The 17,417-nt window shown below is 71.0% G+C and carries 17 protein-coding genes and 2 pseudogenes; 12 read left to right on the plus strand and 7 right to left on the minus strand.

Annotation, left to right across the window (positions count from 1 at the left end; translation table 11 throughout):
* Nucleotides 1-10: 10 nt before the first annotated feature.
* Complete coding sequence (locus tag ACO4JP_RS10090) at nt 11-823, minus strand: glycerophosphodiester phosphodiesterase family protein (protein ID WP_425953562.1); 813 nt, start codon at nt 821-823, stop codon at nt 11-13.
* A complete protein-coding gene (locus tag ACO4JP_RS10095; RefSeq protein ID WP_425953563.1) occupies nt 820-1,797 on the minus strand; it encodes an alpha/beta hydrolase in 978 nt (325 codons plus the stop codon). The genes ACO4JP_RS10090 and ACO4JP_RS10095 overlap by 4 nt, the downstream gene beginning before the upstream one ends.
* Nucleotides 1,798-1,826: 29 nt before the next feature.
* On the opposite strand from ACO4JP_RS10095, the gene ACO4JP_RS10100 reads away from it, so the two are divergent.
* Genes ACO4JP_RS10100 through ACO4JP_RS10110 form a run of 3 tightly spaced genes read left to right on the plus strand, consistent with a single transcriptional unit; the run spans nt 1,827 to nt 5,254 of the window.
* A complete protein-coding gene (locus ACO4JP_RS10100) occupies nt 1,827-3,110 on the plus strand; it encodes an alpha-hydroxy-acid oxidizing protein (protein ID WP_425953564.1) in 1,284 nt (427 codons plus the stop codon).
* Between the two features lie 50 nt (nt 3,111-3,160).
* Entirely contained in the window at nt 3,161-4,840 is a 1,680-nt protein-coding gene (locus ACO4JP_RS10105) for an MFS transporter (protein ID WP_425953565.1), read from the plus strand.
* Nucleotides 4,841-4,897: 57 nt separating this feature from the next.
* On the plus strand, nt 4,898-5,254 hold the full coding sequence (locus tag ACO4JP_RS10110) for an iron chaperone (protein ID WP_425953566.1): 357 nt from the start codon (nt 4,898-4,900) through the stop codon (nt 5,252-5,254).
* Nucleotides 5,255-5,258: 4 nt separating this feature from the next.
* On the opposite strand, the gene ACO4JP_RS10115 is transcribed toward ACO4JP_RS10110, so the two are convergent.
* Entirely contained in the window at nt 5,259-6,506 is a 1,248-nt protein-coding gene (locus ACO4JP_RS10115) for an MFS transporter (protein WP_425953567.1), read from the minus strand.
* 56 nt (nt 6,507-6,562) lie between these two features.
* On the opposite strand from ACO4JP_RS10115, the gene soxR reads away from it, so the two are divergent.
* From soxR to ACO4JP_RS10135, 4 genes are all read left to right on the plus strand, one after another.
* A complete protein-coding gene (soxR, locus tag ACO4JP_RS10120; RefSeq protein ID WP_425953568.1) occupies nt 6,563-7,045 on the plus strand; it encodes a redox-sensitive transcriptional activator SoxR in 483 nt (160 codons plus the stop codon).
* A 74-nt stretch (nt 7,046-7,119) separates the two neighbouring features.
* Nucleotides 7,120-7,566, plus strand: a complete 447-nt coding sequence (locus ACO4JP_RS10125; protein ID WP_425953569.1) for a type II 3-dehydroquinate dehydratase — start codon at nt 7,120-7,122, stop codon at nt 7,564-7,566.
* 147 nt (nt 7,567-7,713) lie between these two features.
* Nucleotides 7,714-8,334: an HAD-IA family hydrolase gene (locus ACO4JP_RS10130; RefSeq protein WP_425953570.1), complete on the plus strand. Its 621-nt coding sequence runs from the start codon at nt 7,714-7,716 to the stop codon at nt 8,332-8,334.
* A gap of 67 nt (nt 8,335-8,401) precedes the next feature.
* Nucleotides 8,402-9,028: a SatD family protein gene (locus ACO4JP_RS10135; protein ID WP_425953571.1), complete on the plus strand. Its 627-nt coding sequence runs from the start codon at nt 8,402-8,404 to the stop codon at nt 9,026-9,028.
* 42 nt (nt 9,029-9,070) lie between these two features.
* Here the strand turns inward: ACO4JP_RS10135 and ACO4JP_RS10140 are convergent.
* A pseudogene (locus ACO4JP_RS10140) lies at nt 9,071-9,553 on the minus strand (transposase family protein); the annotation flags it as partial.
* On the opposite strand from ACO4JP_RS10140, the pseudogene ACO4JP_RS10145 reads away from it, so the two are divergent.
* Nucleotides 9,525-9,659 (plus strand): annotated as a pseudogene (locus ACO4JP_RS10145) (helix-turn-helix domain-containing protein); the annotation flags it as partial. The pseudogenes ACO4JP_RS10140 and ACO4JP_RS10145 sit on opposite strands and share 29 nt — an antisense overlap.
* Nucleotides 9,660-10,111: 452 nt before the next feature.
* A protein-coding gene (locus ACO4JP_RS10150) for an IS5 family transposase (protein ID WP_425957084.1) occupies nt 10,112-10,914 on the plus strand; the annotation gives its coding sequence in 2 pieces (ribosomal slippage) (nt 10,112-10,448 and nt 10,448-10,914; 804 coding nt in all).
* A gap of 640 nt (nt 10,915-11,554) precedes the next feature.
* On the opposite strand, the gene ACO4JP_RS10155 is transcribed toward ACO4JP_RS10150, so the two are convergent.
* Nucleotides 11,555-11,884, minus strand: a complete 330-nt coding sequence (locus ACO4JP_RS10155) for a hypothetical protein (RefSeq protein ID WP_425953572.1) — start codon at nt 11,882-11,884, stop codon at nt 11,555-11,557.
* Between the two features lie 578 nt (nt 11,885-12,462).
* Entirely contained in the window at nt 12,463-12,918 is a 456-nt protein-coding gene (locus ACO4JP_RS10160; RefSeq protein WP_425953573.1) for a hypothetical protein, read from the minus strand.
* Nucleotides 12,919-14,046: 1,128 nt separating this feature from the next.
* Here ACO4JP_RS10160 and ACO4JP_RS10165 point away from each other — a divergent pair.
* The 3 genes from ACO4JP_RS10165 to nusB all read left to right on the plus strand — a co-directional run bounded on the left by ACO4JP_RS10165 (nt 14,047) and on the right by nusB (nt 15,509).
* The gene (locus ACO4JP_RS10165; RefSeq protein ID WP_425953574.1) at nt 14,047-14,439 is read left to right on the plus strand and encodes a hypothetical protein; all 393 of its coding nucleotides are present in this window, start codon (nt 14,047-14,049) and stop codon (nt 14,437-14,439) included.
* 88 nt (nt 14,440-14,527) lie between these two features.
* A complete protein-coding gene (gene efp / locus ACO4JP_RS10170) occupies nt 14,528-15,091 on the plus strand; it encodes an elongation factor P (protein WP_425953575.1) in 564 nt (187 codons plus the stop codon).
* A 1-nt stretch (nt 15,092) separates the two neighbouring features.
* Complete coding sequence (nusB, locus tag ACO4JP_RS10175; protein ID WP_425953576.1) at nt 15,093-15,509, plus strand: transcription antitermination factor NusB; 417 nt, start codon at nt 15,093-15,095, stop codon at nt 15,507-15,509.
* Nucleotides 15,510-15,583: 74 nt separating this feature from the next.
* On the opposite strand, the gene ACO4JP_RS10180 is transcribed toward nusB, so the two are convergent.
* Nucleotides 15,584-17,398, minus strand: coding sequence for an amino acid transporter (locus ACO4JP_RS10180; RefSeq protein ID WP_425957085.1), 1,815 nt, complete (start codon nt 17,396-17,398; stop codon nt 15,584-15,586).
* Nucleotides 17,399-17,417: the final 19 nt, after the last annotated feature.

The following is a 17,417-nucleotide window of genomic DNA, read 5'->3' on the forward strand; positions in this document are numbered from 1 at the left end:
CCAGGGCGCGTCAGGGCCAGAGGCGGCGCGACTCCAGGACCTCCTTGAGGAGGTCTGCGCGGTCCGTCACGATGCCGTCCACGCCCAGGTCGACGAGGCGCTCCATCTCCGGCTTGTCGTTGATCGTCCACACGTGGACCTGGCGGCCGGACGCGTGCGCGGCGGCGACGGTCGTCGCGTCGACGAGGGTGACGCGCGCGGGCCCCAGCTTCCGGTCGACCGGGACCTGGAGCGCGTCGACGCTCGCCAGCGCCGCCCGCGCGATCACCGGCACGCGCGTGCGCGCCCCGAGCAGGAACCGCACCACCTCGCTCGTGCCCGCGCTGGTGGCCACGCGCCGGGACAGCCGCGCGAGGGTCGCCCGGCGACGGCCCGTCGAGAACGACGTCACGCACACGCGGTCGTGTGCCGCGGTCCGTTCGATGGCCCGCGCGATCGGGGCGATGCCCGAGGCCGCCTTGACGTCGACGTTGACGAACAGCGACGGCCAGGTGCCCAGCACGTCCTCGAGCGCCGGCACCGGCTCGACGCCGCCGATCTTCGCCTGCCTCACCTGCGACCACGGCAGCTCGGCGACGAGCCCGTGGGAGTCGGTGGTGCGGTCGAGCGATGCGTCGTGCAGCGCGACGGCGACGCCGTCGGACGTCCCGTGGGCGTCGGTCTCCACGTAGCGGAACCCGAGCGCGACGGCGGCCTCGAACGCCGTGAGCGAGTTCTCCAGGCCGGAGTCGACGCCGCCGGGGCGCGCGAACCCGCGATGGGCGAGGGCGGCGACCCCGCGGCGACCGTCGGGGAGCGTCGTGTCGAAGTAGGGGTGCGTCACGGGAGCACCGTAGTGAGCCAGGCCAGCATCTCGCTCAGGTAGGCCCGCCGCGGGCCCTCCGCCGAGAGCGACAGGTCGTGCACGCCGCCGTCGATGCGCAGCACGGTGACCCGGCGTCCGAGCTTCGGCGCGCGGGCGGCGATCTGCGCGACGTCGAGGATCGTGTCGGTCGACCCGACGAGCGGGTTGTCCGGCCCGTCCGGGCTCGACGCCGCCGAGGTCGCCAGCAGCACCGGGCAGGCGATCGCCAGCCCGCGCGCCACCCGCGCCTGCGCGCGCCGCGCCGCCCGCAGCCACCCCGCCCGCAGCGGCACCCCACCCGGACGCTTGAGCGTGGTGTCGAAGTCCCACTCGCCGCCGTTCTCGCGCACCAGCGCCGTCGCATACCAGGACGGCCCGTGCGACAGCGCGGCCAGCGGTCGCAGCAGCCCCACCCGGTCGAGCACCGGCGTGCCGACCGCCTTCTGGAACGACGACCCCGGCAGCTCGAGGAACGGTGAGTCCAGCACCAGGGCGTCGGGCCCCGCCGCGACGCCGGTCGCGTGCCGGTGCGCGTGCGCCCACAGCGACGCCGTGAGCCCACCCGTGGAGTGCGCGTGCACCACCAGCGGGAGGTGCGGGTACGCGCCTCGCAGCGCCGCCGCCGCGGCCGCGACGTCGGTCGCCTGCTCGCGCAGGTCCGTCACGTAGTGCGGCACCTGGTCGCGCCGCAGCGACCGCCCCGCCGCGCGCAGGTCGACGGCGTGGAACAGGTAGCCGGCGCCCGCGAGCGCCCGCGCCAGGTGCTCCTGGAAGAAGTAGTCGTTGTACCCGTGCACGTGCAGGACGACGCCGCGCGCGGCGGCGACGTCGTCGGGCCCGGGTCGCAGCCGCACGAGCGTGGCCGGGCCGAGCGGCGCCTGCTCGAACGGCGTGCCGAGCAGCTCGTCGGTGCGCCAGGCGAGACCGCCGGCCAGGGTCACGATGTCGGGCACCTGCGCACTGTATGCCCCGACCAGCGGCGATGTGGCACGATCGCGCCGTGACGCACACCGACGTGGGCCGCTCCGTGCAGAGCGCCGTGTACCGGGCAGGCGTGTACGGGCGCCGCCCCGTCGTCCCCGTGGCCCCGGGTGCGCTCGAGGCCGCCGCCCGGCGCCGCATGACCGCCCGCGGCTGGGGCTACATCGGCGGCGGAGCCGGCGCCGAGCGCACCATGGCCGCCAACGTCGCCGCCTTCGCGCGGCACCCCATCATGCCCCGGCAGATGGTCGACGTCGCCGAGCGGTCCCTCGCCACGACGCTGCTGGGGCGGGAGCTGCCCGCGCCGCTGCTGCTCGCCCCCATCGGGGCTCTCGAGCTGGCCGTCCGCGGCGGCCCCGCACACGCCGAGCCGCCCGTCGCGCGCGCCGCCCGCGACCTCGGCGTCCCCGTCGTCATCTCCTCACAGGCGTCCACGCCCATGGAGGCCACCGCCGCCGCCCTCGGCGACAGCCCGCGCTGGTTCCAGCTCTACTGGTCCAAGGACGACGACGTCGCCGCGTCCTTCGTCGAGCGCGCCGAGGCCGCGGGGGCCGAGGCGATCGTGGTCACCCTCGACACCCACGTGCTCGGCTGGCGTCCCCGCGACCTCGACCTCGGCTACCTGCCGTTCGTGCGTGGCGAGGGCATCGCGCAGTACACCTCGGACCCGGCGTTCCGGCGGCTGGTCGCCTCCCGCCCCGCGCCGGCCGGCGGCGGCGAACGGCCCACGCCGTCGGCCGTCCGCGCGCTGCTGACCATGCGCCGCCACGGCGCCACACGCGCCGACGTCGAGACGTTCCTCGACGTCTTCTCCCGCTCGTCCCTCACCTGGGCCGACCTCGCCTGGCTGCGCGAGCGCACCCACCTGCCGATCCTCGTCAAGGGCGTCCAGCACCCCGACGACGCCCGCCGCGCCCTCGACGCCGGCGCCGACGGCGTGGTCGTCTCCAACCACGGCGGGCGCCAGGTCGACAACGCCGTCGCGTCCCTCGACACGCTGCCCGCCGTCGCCGCGGCCGTCCGCGCCGCCCGGCCCGACGCACCCGTGCTGTTCGACTCCGGCGTGCGCACCGGCGCCGACGTGTTCGTCGCGCTCGCGCTCGGCGCGGACGCCGTCCTGCTGGGCCGCCCCTGGGTCTACGGGCTGGCGCTCGCGGGCCAGGACGGCGTGCGCGCCGTCGTGCAGCACGTGCTGGCCGAGCTGGACCTCACGATGGCGCTCGCGGGGGTGCGGAGCGTCGGCGAGATCGGCCCGGAGCAGCTCGCGCCGGCCGCCGCGAACTGACCCGCGTCCGCGTCTTCTCCGCGTCACCAGGTTCGGGCATCATGCTCGCCATGAGCGACTCATCGCCCCCGTCCGCCCCGATCGGCGTGACCGAGGGCCACCCGGCCGAGCCCCAGCCCATCCCTGCCAAGCGCGTCCGCTCCTGGGCGCTGTGGGACTGGGCGACGCAGCCGTTCAACTCCGTCATCCTGACGTTCGTCTTCGCGCCGCTCTACCTGGTCTCGACGAGCTTCCTCGCCCCGCACATCGCCGACCTGCCCGAGGACGCGCCGGAGCGCGTGCGCGGGCTGGCCGAGCTCTCCAGCCGGTACGGCGCGTGGACGGCGATCGCGGGCCTGCTGATCTTCTACCTGGCCCCGGTGCTGGGCTCGCGTTCCGAGACGTCCGGCGGGCGCAAGCGCTGGCTCGTCGCCGCCACCGGCGGCCTCGCGCTCGTGCAGTTCCTGCTCGCGTTCGTCCAGGAGGACCCGCGGTACTTCACCTACGGCGCGATCCTGCTCGCGCTCGGCTCCGTGGTCTCCGAGATCGCGGGCGTCAACTACAACGCGATGCTCCACCAGGTCTCGACCCCGGCCACCGTCGGCCGTGTCTCGGGCCTGGGCTGGGGCATGGGCTACCTCGGCGGCATCGTCGCGCTCGTCATCGTCGTCGTGCTGAACGCCGTCCACTGGTTCGGCATGGACACGGCCAACGGCATGGTCTACCGGCTGATCGCCGTCGGCGCCGCCGTGTGGACGATCGTGTTCTCCATCCCGCTCGTGCTCAACGTGCCCGAGTACCGCAAGCAGGCCGAGGCACGCCGCGGGTTCTTCTCCGGGTACGTCGACCTCGTGGCCGACATGATCGCGCTCTACAAGCAGTCCCGGCCCACCTTCTGGTTCCTGTTCGCCAGCGCCGTCTACCGCGACGGCCTCGCGGGCGTGTTCGCGTTCGGCGGCGTGCTCGCCGCGGCCGGGTTCGGCTTCTCGAGCGACCAGGTCATCATCTTCGGCATCGCCGCGAACGTCGTCGCCGGCGCCTCGACGATCTTCGTCGGGCGCATCGACGACCGCGTCGGCGCGCGCAAGGTCATCGTCGTCGCGCTGAGCGTGCTCGTCGCCATGGCCGTGTTCGTGTTCGTCGCGGCCCCGCTCGGAGACGTCGTGTTCTGGGTGGGTGGCTTGACCCTGTCGGCGTGCGTCGGGCCCGCGCAGGCCTCCAGCCGCGCGCTGCTGTCCAAGGTCACGCCCGAGGCGATGCAGGGCGAGGTCTTCGGCCTCTACGCCACCACCGGCCGCGTCGCCAGCCCGCTGTCCCCGGCCCTGTGGGCCGCGTTCATCGCGTGGTTCGGCGCCACCCGGTACGGCGTGCTCGGCATCGCGATCGTCCTGGCGCTCGGCCTCGTGCTGCTGCTGCTCGTGAAGATCGACTCCCGCCAGGTCGCGGACCACGCGCTGGAGCCGCTCACCGGCTGGAACCGCAACGCGATCGCGGCGCTGACGATCGCGCTGTTCCTCGGCGTCGGCGGCGTGGTGCTGCTGCTCACCGGCGCCCACGACCTGCCGGCCGGCGCGTACGTCACCGCGGGGCTGCTGCTGCTCGCCGGCCTCGCCGTCGTGCCCGGGCACAAGGCGCTGGCCGCGGTGGGTACGAGCGGGGAGGAGGGCGGCGCCGCCGCCCGCGCCGCCGTGACGATCGGCTACGTGGCGCTCGCCACGGCGGCGGTCGTCGCGCTCGCCGCGATCTTCTGACCGCCCGGGTCGCGCGTGTCCGAGCGGAGGCTCCGGGCACGCGCGACCATGGCGGCCATGGGAGACGTCAGCGAGTACCTCAGCAGCATCGGCGGGGCCGAGCACGACGCCGTCGCGCGCGTGCTCGAGCGCGCGCCGGCGCTCGTCCCCGACGTCGAGGAGGGGCGCAGCTACGGCATGCCGGCCCTGCGCTACCGCGGCAGCCCGCTGCTGTCCGTCATGGTGACCAAGAACCACCTCGGGCTGTACCCGTTCAGCCCGGCGGTGCTCGAGGCGCTCGCCGGGGACCTCACGGCGTTCCGCACCACCAAGGGCTCGGTGTCGTTCCAGCCCGACGCACCACTGCCCGACGACGTCGTGGACCGCATCGTCCTGGCGCGGCGCGACGAGATCGACGCGCGCCAGAGGTCCTGAGCCGTCAGCGCGCCGTCCGCGTGCGCGACGTCTGCGCCGCCGCGAGAAGCGCCACGACGCCCGCTGCCGCGAAGCACACCGCGTACGCCGCCAGCCCGAGGCTCGCGCGGAGCGCCCACAGCGCCTGCCCGACGACGGCGAGCGCCGCGGCCACGGCGAGCGCGTCGGCCACCTGCATCGCCGACGACGCCGCGCCCTGCCCGCCGGGCGGCGCCAGCTCGAGCGCGAGGATGCTCAGCGTCGGGTAGATCAGGCCCATGCCCAGCCCGGCCAGCGCCCACGGAGCGGCGGCGAGCCACAGCGACACGCCGGGCGCGGCGAGCAGCGCGACGCCGGCGGTGCCGGCCGCGAGCAGGAGGCCGCCCAGCCGCAGGTATCCGGCGTTGCTGAGCCCGCGGCGGCGTCCGCGCACCGCGGACCCGGCGGCCCAGCCGAGCACGCTCAGCGTCAGCACCGACCCGGCCGCTGCCGGCGCCAGCCCGCGCTCGTGGACGAGCACCAGCGGGATGAGCACCTCGCCGGCGGCGAAGGCGGCGGAGGCGAGCACGCGCACGACGACGGCGGCGCCCAGGCCGCGCCGCGCCCGCAGCACGGTGCGCGCGACGGAGCGGGCCGGGCTGGCCGCGGCGGGCGTGGCGCCGTCGGACCCGCGTGCGGCCGCGAGGCCGGGCCGCATCAGCGCGAGCGTCGGCAGCGCGAGCAGCACCACGCCGCCGAACACCCACCGCCACCCGGCGTGCTCGACGACGAGCCCGGCGAGCAGCGGCCCGACGACGCCGGGCACCACCCAGGCTGCGGCGAACGCGGCGAACACCCTCGGGTGCCGCTGGGCGGGGAACACGCGGGCGACCAGCACGTACAGCGCGACGCCCGTGAGCCCGCCGCCGACGCCCTGCAGCAGCCGCCCGGCGAGCAGCACGGCCCAGCTCGGCGCCAGCGCCGCGGCTAGCAGGCCCGGGACGAAGATCGCGGCCCCGGCCGTCATCGGCGCGGCCGGCCCGCGGCGGTCCGTCCACCGCCCGGCGGCGAGCATGCCGACGACGCTCGCGGCGGCCGAGCCCGAGAACGCGAGCGTGTACCAGCGCAGGCCGTCGAGCGCGACGGCGACCGTAGGCATCGCGGTGGACACGGCGAGCGACTCGAACGCGACGACGCTGATCCACGCGACCATGCCCGCCTGGACGACGCGCTGCGTGCGGGGGTCGAGCGAGCAGGTCGGGCAGGGGACCTCGGCGACCTCGGCGGCATCCATAGGGGTTACCCTGAAACCTGAACCAAGGTTGAGGTCAAGTCCTTCAGAGGATCACCATGCCCGACGACGTCCCGTGGGACCACAACGAGCTGACGGTCGGCGAGCTGGCCGCGCGCAGCGGCGTGTCGGTCTCGGCGCTGCGCTTCTACGAGCGCCAGGGCCTCATCACCTCGCGGCGCACGCCCGGCAACCAGCGCCGCTACCGTCGTGACACCCTGCGGCGGGTGGCGTTCGTGCGCGTCTCGCAACGCGTGGGCATCCCGCTCGCGGCGATCGCCGCGGCGCTCGCGAGCCTGCCGGGGGACCGGACGCCCACGGCCAAGGACTGGCGGCGCCTGTCGCAGGCGTGGCAGGCCGACCTCGACGCCCGCATCGCGCAGCTGCAGCGCCTGCGCGACCACCTCACCGACTGCATCGGCTGCGGGTGCCTGACGCTGCGCAAGTGCCTGCTGAACAACCCCCACGACTCGCTCGGCCATGAAGGGCCCGGCCCGCGCACGCTGCTGGTGGACCGTTACCGCGACGCCGGGCTCGGGTAGGGGCCGGGCACCACGCTGACGCGCCTCCTGGTCACGCGCCTCACCGAAGCCGCCGCGCCCGTTACCCTGACGCCGTGACCCGCGTGCTCGTCCTCAACGGACCCAACCTCGGCCGGCTCGGCGTGCGCGAGCCCGAGATCTACGGCGCCGACACCTTCGCCGACCTCGTCGCCGCCGCCTCCGGGTGGGGCAAGGAGCTCGGCCTCGAGGTCGACGCGCGCCAGACCGACGACGAGTCGCAGCTCATCGGCTGGCTGCACGAGGCCGTCGACACCCGCGCGCACGTGGTGCTCAACCCGGCCGCGTTCACCCACTACAGCTACGCGCTGCGGGACGCCGCCGCCCAGATCACCAGCGTGGGCCTGCTGCTCGTCGAGGTGCACCTGTCCAACCCGCACACGCGCGAGTCGTTCCGGCACTACTCGGTGGTCTCCGGGGTGGCGACGGGGACGATCGCGGGCTTCGGCTTCCAGTCGTACCGGCTGGCGCTCGAGGGGATCGCGGCGCGGCTGGCGGGCTGAGCGCCGTCTCTCCAGGTACGGACCTGACTTCTTGCGGTGATCGCGACGAAATAGTGTGCCAAGCGCACCCGCCACGCTTAGCCGTCTCGCCCTTGGAGAGCGCCCGTGACCCCGCCCCCCGGCCGGGGGAGGACTAGCCTCACGCCCGTGACCCGCGTACCTGCCGCGACGACGTACCGCGACTACATCTGGGACCTCGGCGGCACGCTGCTCGACAACTACGCGAGCTCCACGACGGCGTTCGTCGACACGCTCGCGGAGGAGGGCATCACCGCGACGCGCGCGGAGGTCTACCGCGCACTGCGCGTCTCGACGGCGTACGCGGTCGAGACCTTCGCCGCGGACGTCCCCGGGTTCCTCGCCGAGTACAAGAGCGCCGAGGCCGGCGAGCTCGCCACCCCGATGCTGTTCGACGGGGCCTACGAGGTGCTGGGCGGCGTGGTCGAGGCCGGGGGCCGCAACTTCCTGGTGTCGCACCGTGACCGGCAGGTGCTGCACCTGCTCGCAATGACGGGCATCGACGGGCTGTTCACGGCGGTCGTCACCGCCGACGACGGGTTCCCGCGCAAACCCGACCCGTCGTCCATCCGGCACCTCGTCGAGAGGTACGACCTGACCGACGTCGTCGCCGTCGGCGACCGGCCGATCGACGTGGAGGCCGCCGTGGCGGCCGGGATCGACGCGATCTACTTCAACGGCGGCCGGCCTTGCCCGGGCGCCGAGCGCGCCATCGCGTCCCTCCGGGAACTGCTGCCGATCCAGGCCTGATACTGGATCGACGGCTTTCCAGGCACGAGCCTTGACACTGCCCTCATCCATGATGCAGCCTGGCAACGTGATCGTCATCACGGCCGACCAGCGCGACAGCACCCACACCACCGACCGCGTGCCGGACGCCCTCGAGCTGGTGTCCCGCGTGTGCGCCGGTCGCGACGGCGTCGTCCTTCCCTTCGACCGGACCGTGGGCGACGAGCTCCAGGGGCTGCTCGACAGCACCCCGGACGGCGCCGCGCTGGCCGTCGATCTCGCGCTCGCGCTCGCCCGCGACGGGAGCTGGTCGGTCGGCATCGGCGTCGGCTCAATCTCCGAGCCGCTGCCCGCGGCCTCGCGCGAGGCGTCCGGCCGCGCGTTCGTGCACGCGCGCCGCGCCGTCGACCGCGCCAAGCGTCGCGGGGCCGCCGGCCCCGGCGCCGGGGGGATCTCCGTCGTCGCCGACGACGCGGCCGCCGCCGGCGCGGTCGAGGCCCTGCTCCGCATGATCGCCGCCCTGGCCGCCCGCCGCACCGACCGCGGCTGGGAGGCCGTCGACGCCGTCGCGCGGACCGGCTCGCAGAAGGCGGCGGCCACCGCCCTGGGCGTCACGGTGCAGGCCGTCAGCCAGCGGCTGCGGGCCGCCCTGGCGGGCGAGGAGGCGGCGGTCCGTCCCGTGGCTGCGCGCCTGCTGGCGACGATCGCCCGCTGACCGGCACTGCGCCCCGGCGGCCCAGGTCACCGCCCACGCGCCGAGGATCTCCTCGAGCCGGCCGGCGTCCAGGCGGGCGAACACGCGCCGGAACGTCGACTCGTCGGCCACCCGCACCACCCCGAGCACGGCCAGCCGGCCTGGCCCGGCGTCCTTGGCCCACTGCGCGATGGCGGTGAACCCGGGTGCCCCGGTCAGCACCGCAGCGATCGCGACTGCCACCAGCGACGCCACCGGGTGCCGCCGCCCGCGCCGGTGGCGTGGGTCCGGCAGACCGGCAAGAAGATCCACCGACAGCCGCTCGCGCGAGAGAGGGTTGATGACGGGTGACGACGTGGGCGACGATGCCTTGGCGTGGGCGGGCTCCCGCTCGGTGAGGCCGGATGGTGTGAGAACCCCGATCCAACCCGGCACCAACCCGCCCGCGCACCCCATCTCACCTGCCGGAGCCCTGCCGGTCGACCTGCTTGACACAATGGCCCGGCGTACCACGGCGTCGTTCGCCGAGCGCGAGGAGATCGCCATCCTCAACGCCCAAGACGTCGGTGTGCGTGAGATCGCCCGCCGGATCCAGCGTGACCCGGGCACGATCTCGCGCAAGCTGCGTCGCAATGCCGCCACGCGCGGCGGCCGGCACCGAGTCCTACCGCCTCCACACCACCACGCGCCGCCGGAGCCAAAATCCGTGACGACAAGTGGGGCCAGAACACTTGACCACACGCACTCCCCAGCGCGACCATCCTGGGGTTCTGCGAGGTCGCGCCCGCTCCCCTCTCGGCCCCGGTCGACTTGCACCGTCTGGGGTTCATCGTCGTTCGCTGCGGCAACCTTCATTAGGGGACGTCAACGAGATCGGTCTCCAACATCGCAGGCACCCGTGATCGAGTCTCCATATCTCGAGGAACCGGGTTTCTCGATCTTGCTGCGGCTCGATGCGATCCTATTCTTGACGACTTGAGCTTCCATCGTCCGTACGATCCGATCGTCCACTTAGAGGATGTCTCACGTGGTTCACCCTGGTTCGGCGTGTTTGCCCGGTTCGCGATGCTTGGGGCGGCATGATCCGGGGGCGTGAGCGATCCGTTGTCGTTGCGGCTGGTCCCGGACGAGCTGTGGGAGCTTGTCGAACCCGACCTGCCCGCCTTCGAGCCGCGTCCGCAGGGCGGCGGGACAGCGCCGGTGGACGCGCGGGCGGTGTTCACCGCGATCGTGTACGTGCTGACCAGCGGCTGCGCGTGGCGGATGCTGCCGGGCTCGTTCGGGGTCTCGCCGGCCACGGCGCACCGCCGATTTACGGACTGGGCCCGGGCCGGGGTGTTCGCCCGCGTGCAGCGGCGGGTCCTGGACCGGTGTGGGGCGGCCGGGATGGTGGACTGGAGCTCGGTGATCCTGGACGCCGCGAGCGTCCGGGCCAAAAGGGGGGCTCGCTGACCGGGCCCAGCCCGGTCGACCGGGGCAAGAAGGGCTCCAAGATCCACGTCATCACCGACGCGAACGGACTGCCGCTGGTCGTCGGCGTCTCGGCGGCCAACCTGCACGACTCCCAAGCGGCCGAGCCGATGGTCCGCGGCATCCCGCCGCTGAAGTCCCGGCGCGGCCCGCGCCGGCGCCGCCCGGACAAGCTGCGCGCCGACAAGGGCTACGACTACGACCACCTGCGCACCTTCCTGCGTCAGCGCGGCATCATCCCGAAGATCGCCCGCCGCGGCATCGACTCCTCCGAACGCCTCGGCCGTCACCGCCGGAAGGTCGAACGCACCCTGGCCTGGCTCACCGGCTACCGCCGCCTGACCATCCGCTACGAACGCCACGCCAACCTCTACGCCGCCTTCGTCGCCCTCGGGGCAACCATCACGGCATTCAAGAAGCTCCAGGCCGCCACGTGAGACAACCTCTTAGGCGAGGTAGCACCCATTCAGGGAAGTCCACTGGGTCGACGGCGATCTCGACTTCATCAAAGGGCGTATCCGCCCAATAGACATTCTGTTGCCTGTAGCGCAACAGCTCCGGATCACCATTCTCAATGATGCGGTGCGGCTCGCTGCTTATTGCGTCAATATCAATCGGCACCCGAATTCTGCGGAGACCATGTCTCGTCAGGAGAACGCGGTCATAATGCATCGCCTTGCAGACTATCGTCCAGTTGCCAGCATTCTATCCGCGGTCAAGTGGGCCGATCTGGTCAGTCCAGCTTGCTCTCACTGCAGCCCAGACCTTGTTCTTTGACTTCCGTCGGCGAGTCCGCAAGAAGTCGAACTTCTGATCGAGACACACCAACCCCACTACCACACCGACCGCCACCGCTGCAGCGAGAATAAAACTTGTCAACTCAGGCACGGCTAATCCACATCCTGCCGTCGCCAAGGCTGGATATATGCACCAGCAACCCCAGAGAGTTGACCCGGCTCGCCGCGACGTACGGGTGCGGCTTGCCTACGCCCCGCGTTGAAGAGGTTCCCATCGTTCACACCCCGCCTCTCCATCGGGGACCTCGACCCGCCCATCGGCAGTACCCTGCTCACCCTTTCAATCGAGACCAAGAAACGGTCTCGCATCTGGATGAACGACCGAAGTGCGATGAGCGCTAACAAGTGCCTGACCCAACGCGCGACGAATCTCGGCGTCGCTGTCATCGGTAGAAAGGTCAATCTGGCCGCCTGCTGATTGCACATGAATCACCTCACCCGAGAATGGGATGTAGCCGACCGTAACCGAGTTGACGTTGCGCAGGCGGAAAGCCAAGGGGTGACCGAACGGGCCGATCCTCTTGATGGTGTCATCTGTTACTTCGACCCGTTCGCCGGGAAAGAAGAGCGCATATGTGCAACCAGCCAGTATGCCTACTCCAATCACCACGAACCGAAGTGTCCCGGGAATCATACTGAGCGCGATTGGGATTCCAATCACCAACGAGAGAGCGACCAGCGCCCAGCGGCTAGCCGGTCCAGATGAAATCGACTCGATCTTGATCGTTTCATCCCCCCGCGTCTAGAACCACGATTTAGATGGTTCCTCTAGATCACACTTTGCAGCCGCCGCGTGTTCGAAAAGCGTCGGTACCCGCCGCATCACCTGCGAACGAGCCTAGGTCTCTAGCCTCTCCTCCGCCAGAACTGCAGTCTGGCTGCCCACGCTCAGGAGCCCTGCTGGATTCTTTGGCCGACCATCGTTCATGTCTCACACATCCGAGGTACGTGACGAGCGTGCCAGGGCCCGAATGAGTCAGACTAAGGGCTATCATCTACCTTCGCTTATACACGCCAGGTCCGTAGGCACTCACCGTGTAATGAACCATTGCAATATGTGCTCTGAACACAAAGCGGCCATCCGAACTCCTGATTCTCCGCGAGTTGCTCCACGCCATGCCCATAAGCCCGCCGGAGAAGCGGTCGATCGCCTTACGGCACCTATCCGAGGTAGACGGAGTCGGATCCTCACCACAAAACTCCCACGAGGTCGACTTCCTTAATGCGACCAAGCGCATTGAGTGTGTCTTCGTACAATGACAGGACCTCTGCGGGCGGGGTGAAAAGCTCCAGGTTCCCGAGCGCGTAGCGGGCAGCGATGATCGCGTTCTGTTCATCGATGTAGCATGTCACTGCGCCCTCCTGTTCTTGTATGTTGTCAGGAGGAACGGTCCAAAGGAGTCGGCAAGCCTCAGCATTCGCGGTTGCCACCCGCCAGTCTGCAGCATACTCCGTAATGATCGTCGAAATCTGCAGGACCGTCGCGGTTTCCGGCACTGGCTCAACGGGCATGTGCATGTTGCTACTCTTGTCAGGCGTTGAACGGTCAGACACGTCACACGCAGTGTTGCTGAGCGCAATCCCAGCGCCAACAATTACTGCGGTGACGAGCGCGGATACTTTCCGCCTGTTCGGGGTGTTCATTCGGATTCCTCCAGACACATCCCGGAGATATGCTTACTTCTGAAATGCGGCGAGTCCTCCAGTTCGGAACACTCACGACGCACTCATTCGGTCAATCGGTTACGCGGCTATAGATGAGGTGTGTCGCCCAGTTGGTGAACACATGACAGTTCAGCTCAAGAAATACATGACCACGCACGCGACGAACGGAGTCGCCGCAAGAATCAACCCCACGACAATGAGAAGCCGCCGCCCTCCGCTTCTTCGGCTTGTTCGACCCCGCATTGAGGCGGCGCGTTCAACAAGACTGATGGTTGCGCCTGCCGGGTCGATCGAAGCAAAGTGCGCGGGATCTCTAGACGGCAAGCAACTCTGTCCGTGACTCATTGCCGAGTTCTTCGACGACCCTCTTGACGATCTCACAGACAACCTCCTTGTGTATTACCTGACGCCTGCTGCGAGGTCCACTGCCCGTCGGGCAGCGCGAACACGCTTCCGAACTCGGTCCGCTGCGACAGGTCCTCAACCGCCCTGCCAGACAAGCGCGCATTGATCGCCGCAGACAACGAGTCCGCCGCCGTCAGATCACCCTGCGGATCGTCCACCCCACCCGCGCCGCCCGCCGCCGCCGCAACTGGCGCGGACGCGTTCGCGGGCACTGCGAACCCGGTCACAAGCACCGCAACCGACGTCCCGGCCGGCGCATCACCGGCCTGAGCGACCAGCGACCCGGCACACCCACAAGCGACACCAATGCATGCACAGCGCACTCCCACGACGGGCCCGGCGCCAGACCGGGGCAGCAGCCGCCTTCACCACGAAGCCGAAACCAGCGCCAACCCGCCACACCGCGGGTCCCACCGGTGTCCGGAACCTAACCAGGCGGCTCACATCGCGCAGCAAACTGGCGCTACACGATCCATCCCGGGTACTTGCCGGCCAGGCGTGCGGCACGCAGAGGGCGCTTCGTCACCTGGCAGGTTGGTGGCGATCGCGCTCCACTGCTCATCCGTCAGAACGCCGTCATCGCGTCCGAGCGAGAACGACGTGTGCGGTCACCTCCGACATGCACCGCGCGACGCCGGCCGAGTCAGCGCGTCGCGGCGTGATCGCGCCCGGCTGTGGGGGGCCGCCGCTAACCTCACGCCCATGAGCGTGGGGGAGCTGTTCGCGAGCGGCGGCGTGTGGGTCGGCGCGCTCGCGCTGTCCGTGGGGCTGGGTGCGGTGCTCGTGCCGTGGGTGCTGCGCCGCACCGAGGGCAGGCCGGACGCCGAGGCCGAGGCCGCGCGCGTGCTCGCGGGCGGCGTCTGGATCGGCCTGCTGGAGCGCGGCGCGATCACGCTGAGCATCCTTGCGGGCTTCCCCGAGGGGGTCGCCGTCGTCGTCGCGATCAAGGGCCTCGGGCGCGTGTACGAGCTGCGCGACCGGCCCGCGGCGCGCGAGCGGTTCGTCGTCGGGACGCTGGCCTCCGTGGTGTGGTCGGCGGCGTGCGGACTGGCGGGGCTGGGTGTGACCTACCTGCTGGTCACCGGGATCGGCTGAGCGGCTAGACTTGCTCGGGCTCTTCGGGCCCTCGAAGCTTCACGCGCACCCATACTGCCCCGACACCTGACGTAGGGAAGATCCGAACGTGGCTACCTCCAACGACATCAAGAACGGCACCGTGCTCCGCATCGACGGTCAGCTCTGGACGATCATCGAGTTCCAGCACGTCAAGCCGGGCAAGGGTGGCGCGTTCGTCCGCACCAAGATGAAGAACGTCCTGTCGGGCAAGGTCGTCGACAAGACCTTCAACGCGGGCATCAAGGTCGAGACCGCGAGCGTCGACCGCCGCGACTTCCAGTACCTGTACATGGACGGCGCCGACTACGTCTTCATGGACAACGACACGTACGACCAGATCCACGTCCCGGGCGAGACCGTCGGCGACGCCAAGGACTACATGCTCGAGGGCATGAGCGTCCTGGTCGCGTCGAACGAGGGCACGCCGCTGTACGTCGAGCTGCCGTCGTCGGTCGTGCTCGAGATCACCTACACCGAGCCGGGCCTGCAGGGCGACCGCTCGACGGGCGGCACCAAGCCGGCCACGCTAGAGACGGGCAAGGAGATCCAGGTCCCGCTGTTCCTCGAGCAGGGCACCAAGGTCAAGGTCGACACGCGTGACGGGTCGTACCTGGGCCGTGTGAACGACTGACGTGGGCGCACGCACCAAGGCGCGCAAGCGCGCCGCCGACATCCTCTTCGAGGCCGAGCAGCGTCGCGTCGACGCCGTCACGCTGCTGCGCGAGCGCGTGGAGAAGCCGATCACCGAGGCGCCCGTGCCGCAGTACGCGGCCGACGTCGTCGAGGGCGTCGCCGCCCACCGGGACCGCATCGACGAGCTGCTCGAGACGTACTCGAACGGGTGGACGCTCGAGCGCATGCCCGCAGTCGACCGGACGCTGCTGCGCATCGGCGCCTGGGAGGTCCTCTTCAACGACGACGTGCCCGACGCCGTCGCGATCGACGAGGCCGTGGACCTGGCCGCCGAACTGTCGACGGACGACTCGCCGTCGTTCGTCAACGGGCTGCTGGGCCGCATCGTCGAGATGAAGCCGACGCTGCTGGCCTGACGCTGCTGGCCTGACGAGGTCGAGCCGACGGAGAAGGTCCGGACGCGCGCGTGTCCGGGCCTTCTCCTGTGCGCTCACCCGACGTGGACGTGCGGGCGGCGGCTGCGGTGCGGCTCGGTGGCGCGCAGGACCTCGTGCGTGACCGTGGAGATCTCCCCGGTGCCCAGGAAGAGGAACCGGAGCATGTTGCGCACCGGGTTGCCCTCGCTCCACTCGAAGTAGATCTCGGGCACGATGCCGGTCGCGTCGCGCGCGGCGAACAGCACCGAGGCGATGGCGTTGGGCACCGAGCCACTGGTCACATGGAGCACCTGGTAGCCGTCGACGTCGGTGCCCGTGACCTCCAGGTCCTCCTCGAAGTCGGACGCGTCGCCGTGGTGGACCTCGAGGAACAGCGGCACGGACCCGAGGGGGATGCCGTTGAACCGGCGCTCGTTGCGCAGCTTCTCCAGGTACTCGGGCGCTGACTCGCTGGCCGGCTCCTTGGCGATGATCCGGATCGTGCCGCCGCGGTCCGCAGTCGCCTGGACCATGGCGAGGGCGGTGTCGTCGAGCGTGACGCTGCGCGCGCGCACCTCGAACGAGCGCAGGACCCGCGACAGCAGCGAGGTCAGGATGATCGCGGCGATGAAGACCGTCGCGATCTTCACACCCTCGGGTCGCTCGAAGACGTTGAGCACCGTCGTGTAGAGGAAGACCGCCGTCACGGCGGCGAAGCCGAGGAACGCCCGGCGCTGCCGCCGCCGTCGGGCCGAGATGGTGACGGCCACGGCCGCCGAGGTGATGAGCACCAGCACGCCCGTGGCGTACGCGCCGCCCTGCGCGTCCACGGACGCGCGGAAGATGATGGTGATGACCAGCGCGATCGCCGTGAGGATCAGGACGAGCGGCCGGGTGGCGCCCGCCCACTGCGGGGCCATGCCGTAGCGCGGCAGGTACCGCGGGATGAGGTTGAGCATGCCGGCCATGGCGGACCCGCCGGCGAACCACAGGATCAGGATCGTCGAGACGTCGTAGACCGTGCCGAAGCCCTCGCCCAGCAGGGCGTGCGCCAGATAGGCGAGCGCGCGCCCGTAGGCCTGGCCGCCCGGCTGGAACTGCTCCTGCGGGATCAGCAGCGTCGTGACGACGCTCGAGGCGATGAGCATCGTCGACATGATGAGCGCGGCGGCCAGCAGCAGGCGGCGCGCGCCGCGGATGCGTCCGTGCGGGGCGTCCTCGGTCTCGCCACGGTCGCCGGTGATCTGCGGCATGACGACGACGCCGGTCTCGAAGCCGGACAGGCCGAGCGCGAGCTTGGGGAACACGACCAGGGCGACCAGCACGATGCCGAGCATCGACGAGTGCGTGGTGAACAGGGCGTGCCACCAGTCGCCGACGACGACGGGGTGGCGCGCGACCTCCCAGAAACTGCGCACGACCACGACGACGTTGACGGCGAGGAACGCCGTCACCAGCACGGTGGCGATCGAGATGGCCTCGCGGAACCCCCTGAAGAACACCGCGCCGAGCAGCAGGCAGAAGACCAGGGTGATCGGCACCTCGTGCCCCTGGAACCACGACGGCGTGAACGGGTTCTCGACGATGTGCGCGGTCGCGTCCGCCGCCGACAGCGTGATGGTGATCATGAAGTCGGTCGCCGCGAACCCGAGCAGCACCAGCACGACGAGCTTGCCGCCCCAGCTCGGCACGAGCCGCTCGAGCATGGCCAGCGACCCCTCGCCGTGCGGGCTCTCCTTCGCGACGCGCCGGTACACCGGCAGCGCTCCGAGCAGCGTGAGCGCGACGAGGACGAGGGTCGCGATCGGCGCCACGAGGCCCGCGGCGAGCGCCGCGATGGCCGGCTGGTAGCCCAGCGTCGAGAAGTAGTCGAGGCCGGTCAGGCACATGACCCGCCACCAGGGAGCG

The sequence above is a fragment of the Xylanimonas sp. McL0601 genome (assembly GCF_049852175.1).
Taxonomy (GTDB): domain Bacteria; phylum Actinomycetota; class Actinomycetes; order Actinomycetales; family Cellulomonadaceae; genus Xylanimonas.

Bases quoted from the DNA above. Each gene is read 5' to 3' on its own strand.
- ACO4JP_RS10100 (WP_425953564.1), top strand. From the start codon at position 1,827: ATGTGGCACGATCGCGCCGTGACGCACACCGACGTGGGCCGCTCCGTG.
- ACO4JP_RS10105 (WP_425953565.1), top strand. From the start codon at position 3,161: ATGAGCGACTCATCGCCCCCGTCCGCCCCGATCGGCGTGACCGAGGGC.
- ACO4JP_RS10110 (WP_425953566.1), top strand. From the start codon at position 4,898: ATGGGAGACGTCAGCGAGTACCTCAGCAGCATCGGCGGGGCCGAGCAC.
- ACO4JP_RS10115 (WP_425953567.1), bottom strand. From the start codon at position 6,506: ATGGATGCCGCCGAGGTCGCCGAGGTCCCCTGCCCGACCTGCTCGCTC.
- soxR (WP_425953568.1), top strand. From the start codon at position 6,563: ATGCCCGACGACGTCCCGTGGGACCACAACGAGCTGACGGTCGGCGAG.
- ACO4JP_RS10160 (WP_425953573.1), bottom strand. From the start codon at position 12,918: ATGAACACCCCGAACAGGCGGAAAGTATCCGCGCTCGTCACCGCAGTA.
- ACO4JP_RS10165 (WP_425953574.1), top strand. From the start codon at position 14,047: ATGAGCGTGGGGGAGCTGTTCGCGAGCGGCGGCGTGTGGGTCGGCGCG.
- ACO4JP_RS10180 (WP_425957085.1), bottom strand. From the start codon at position 17,398: ATGTGCCTGACCGGCCTCGACTACTTCTCGACGCTGGGCTACCAGCCG.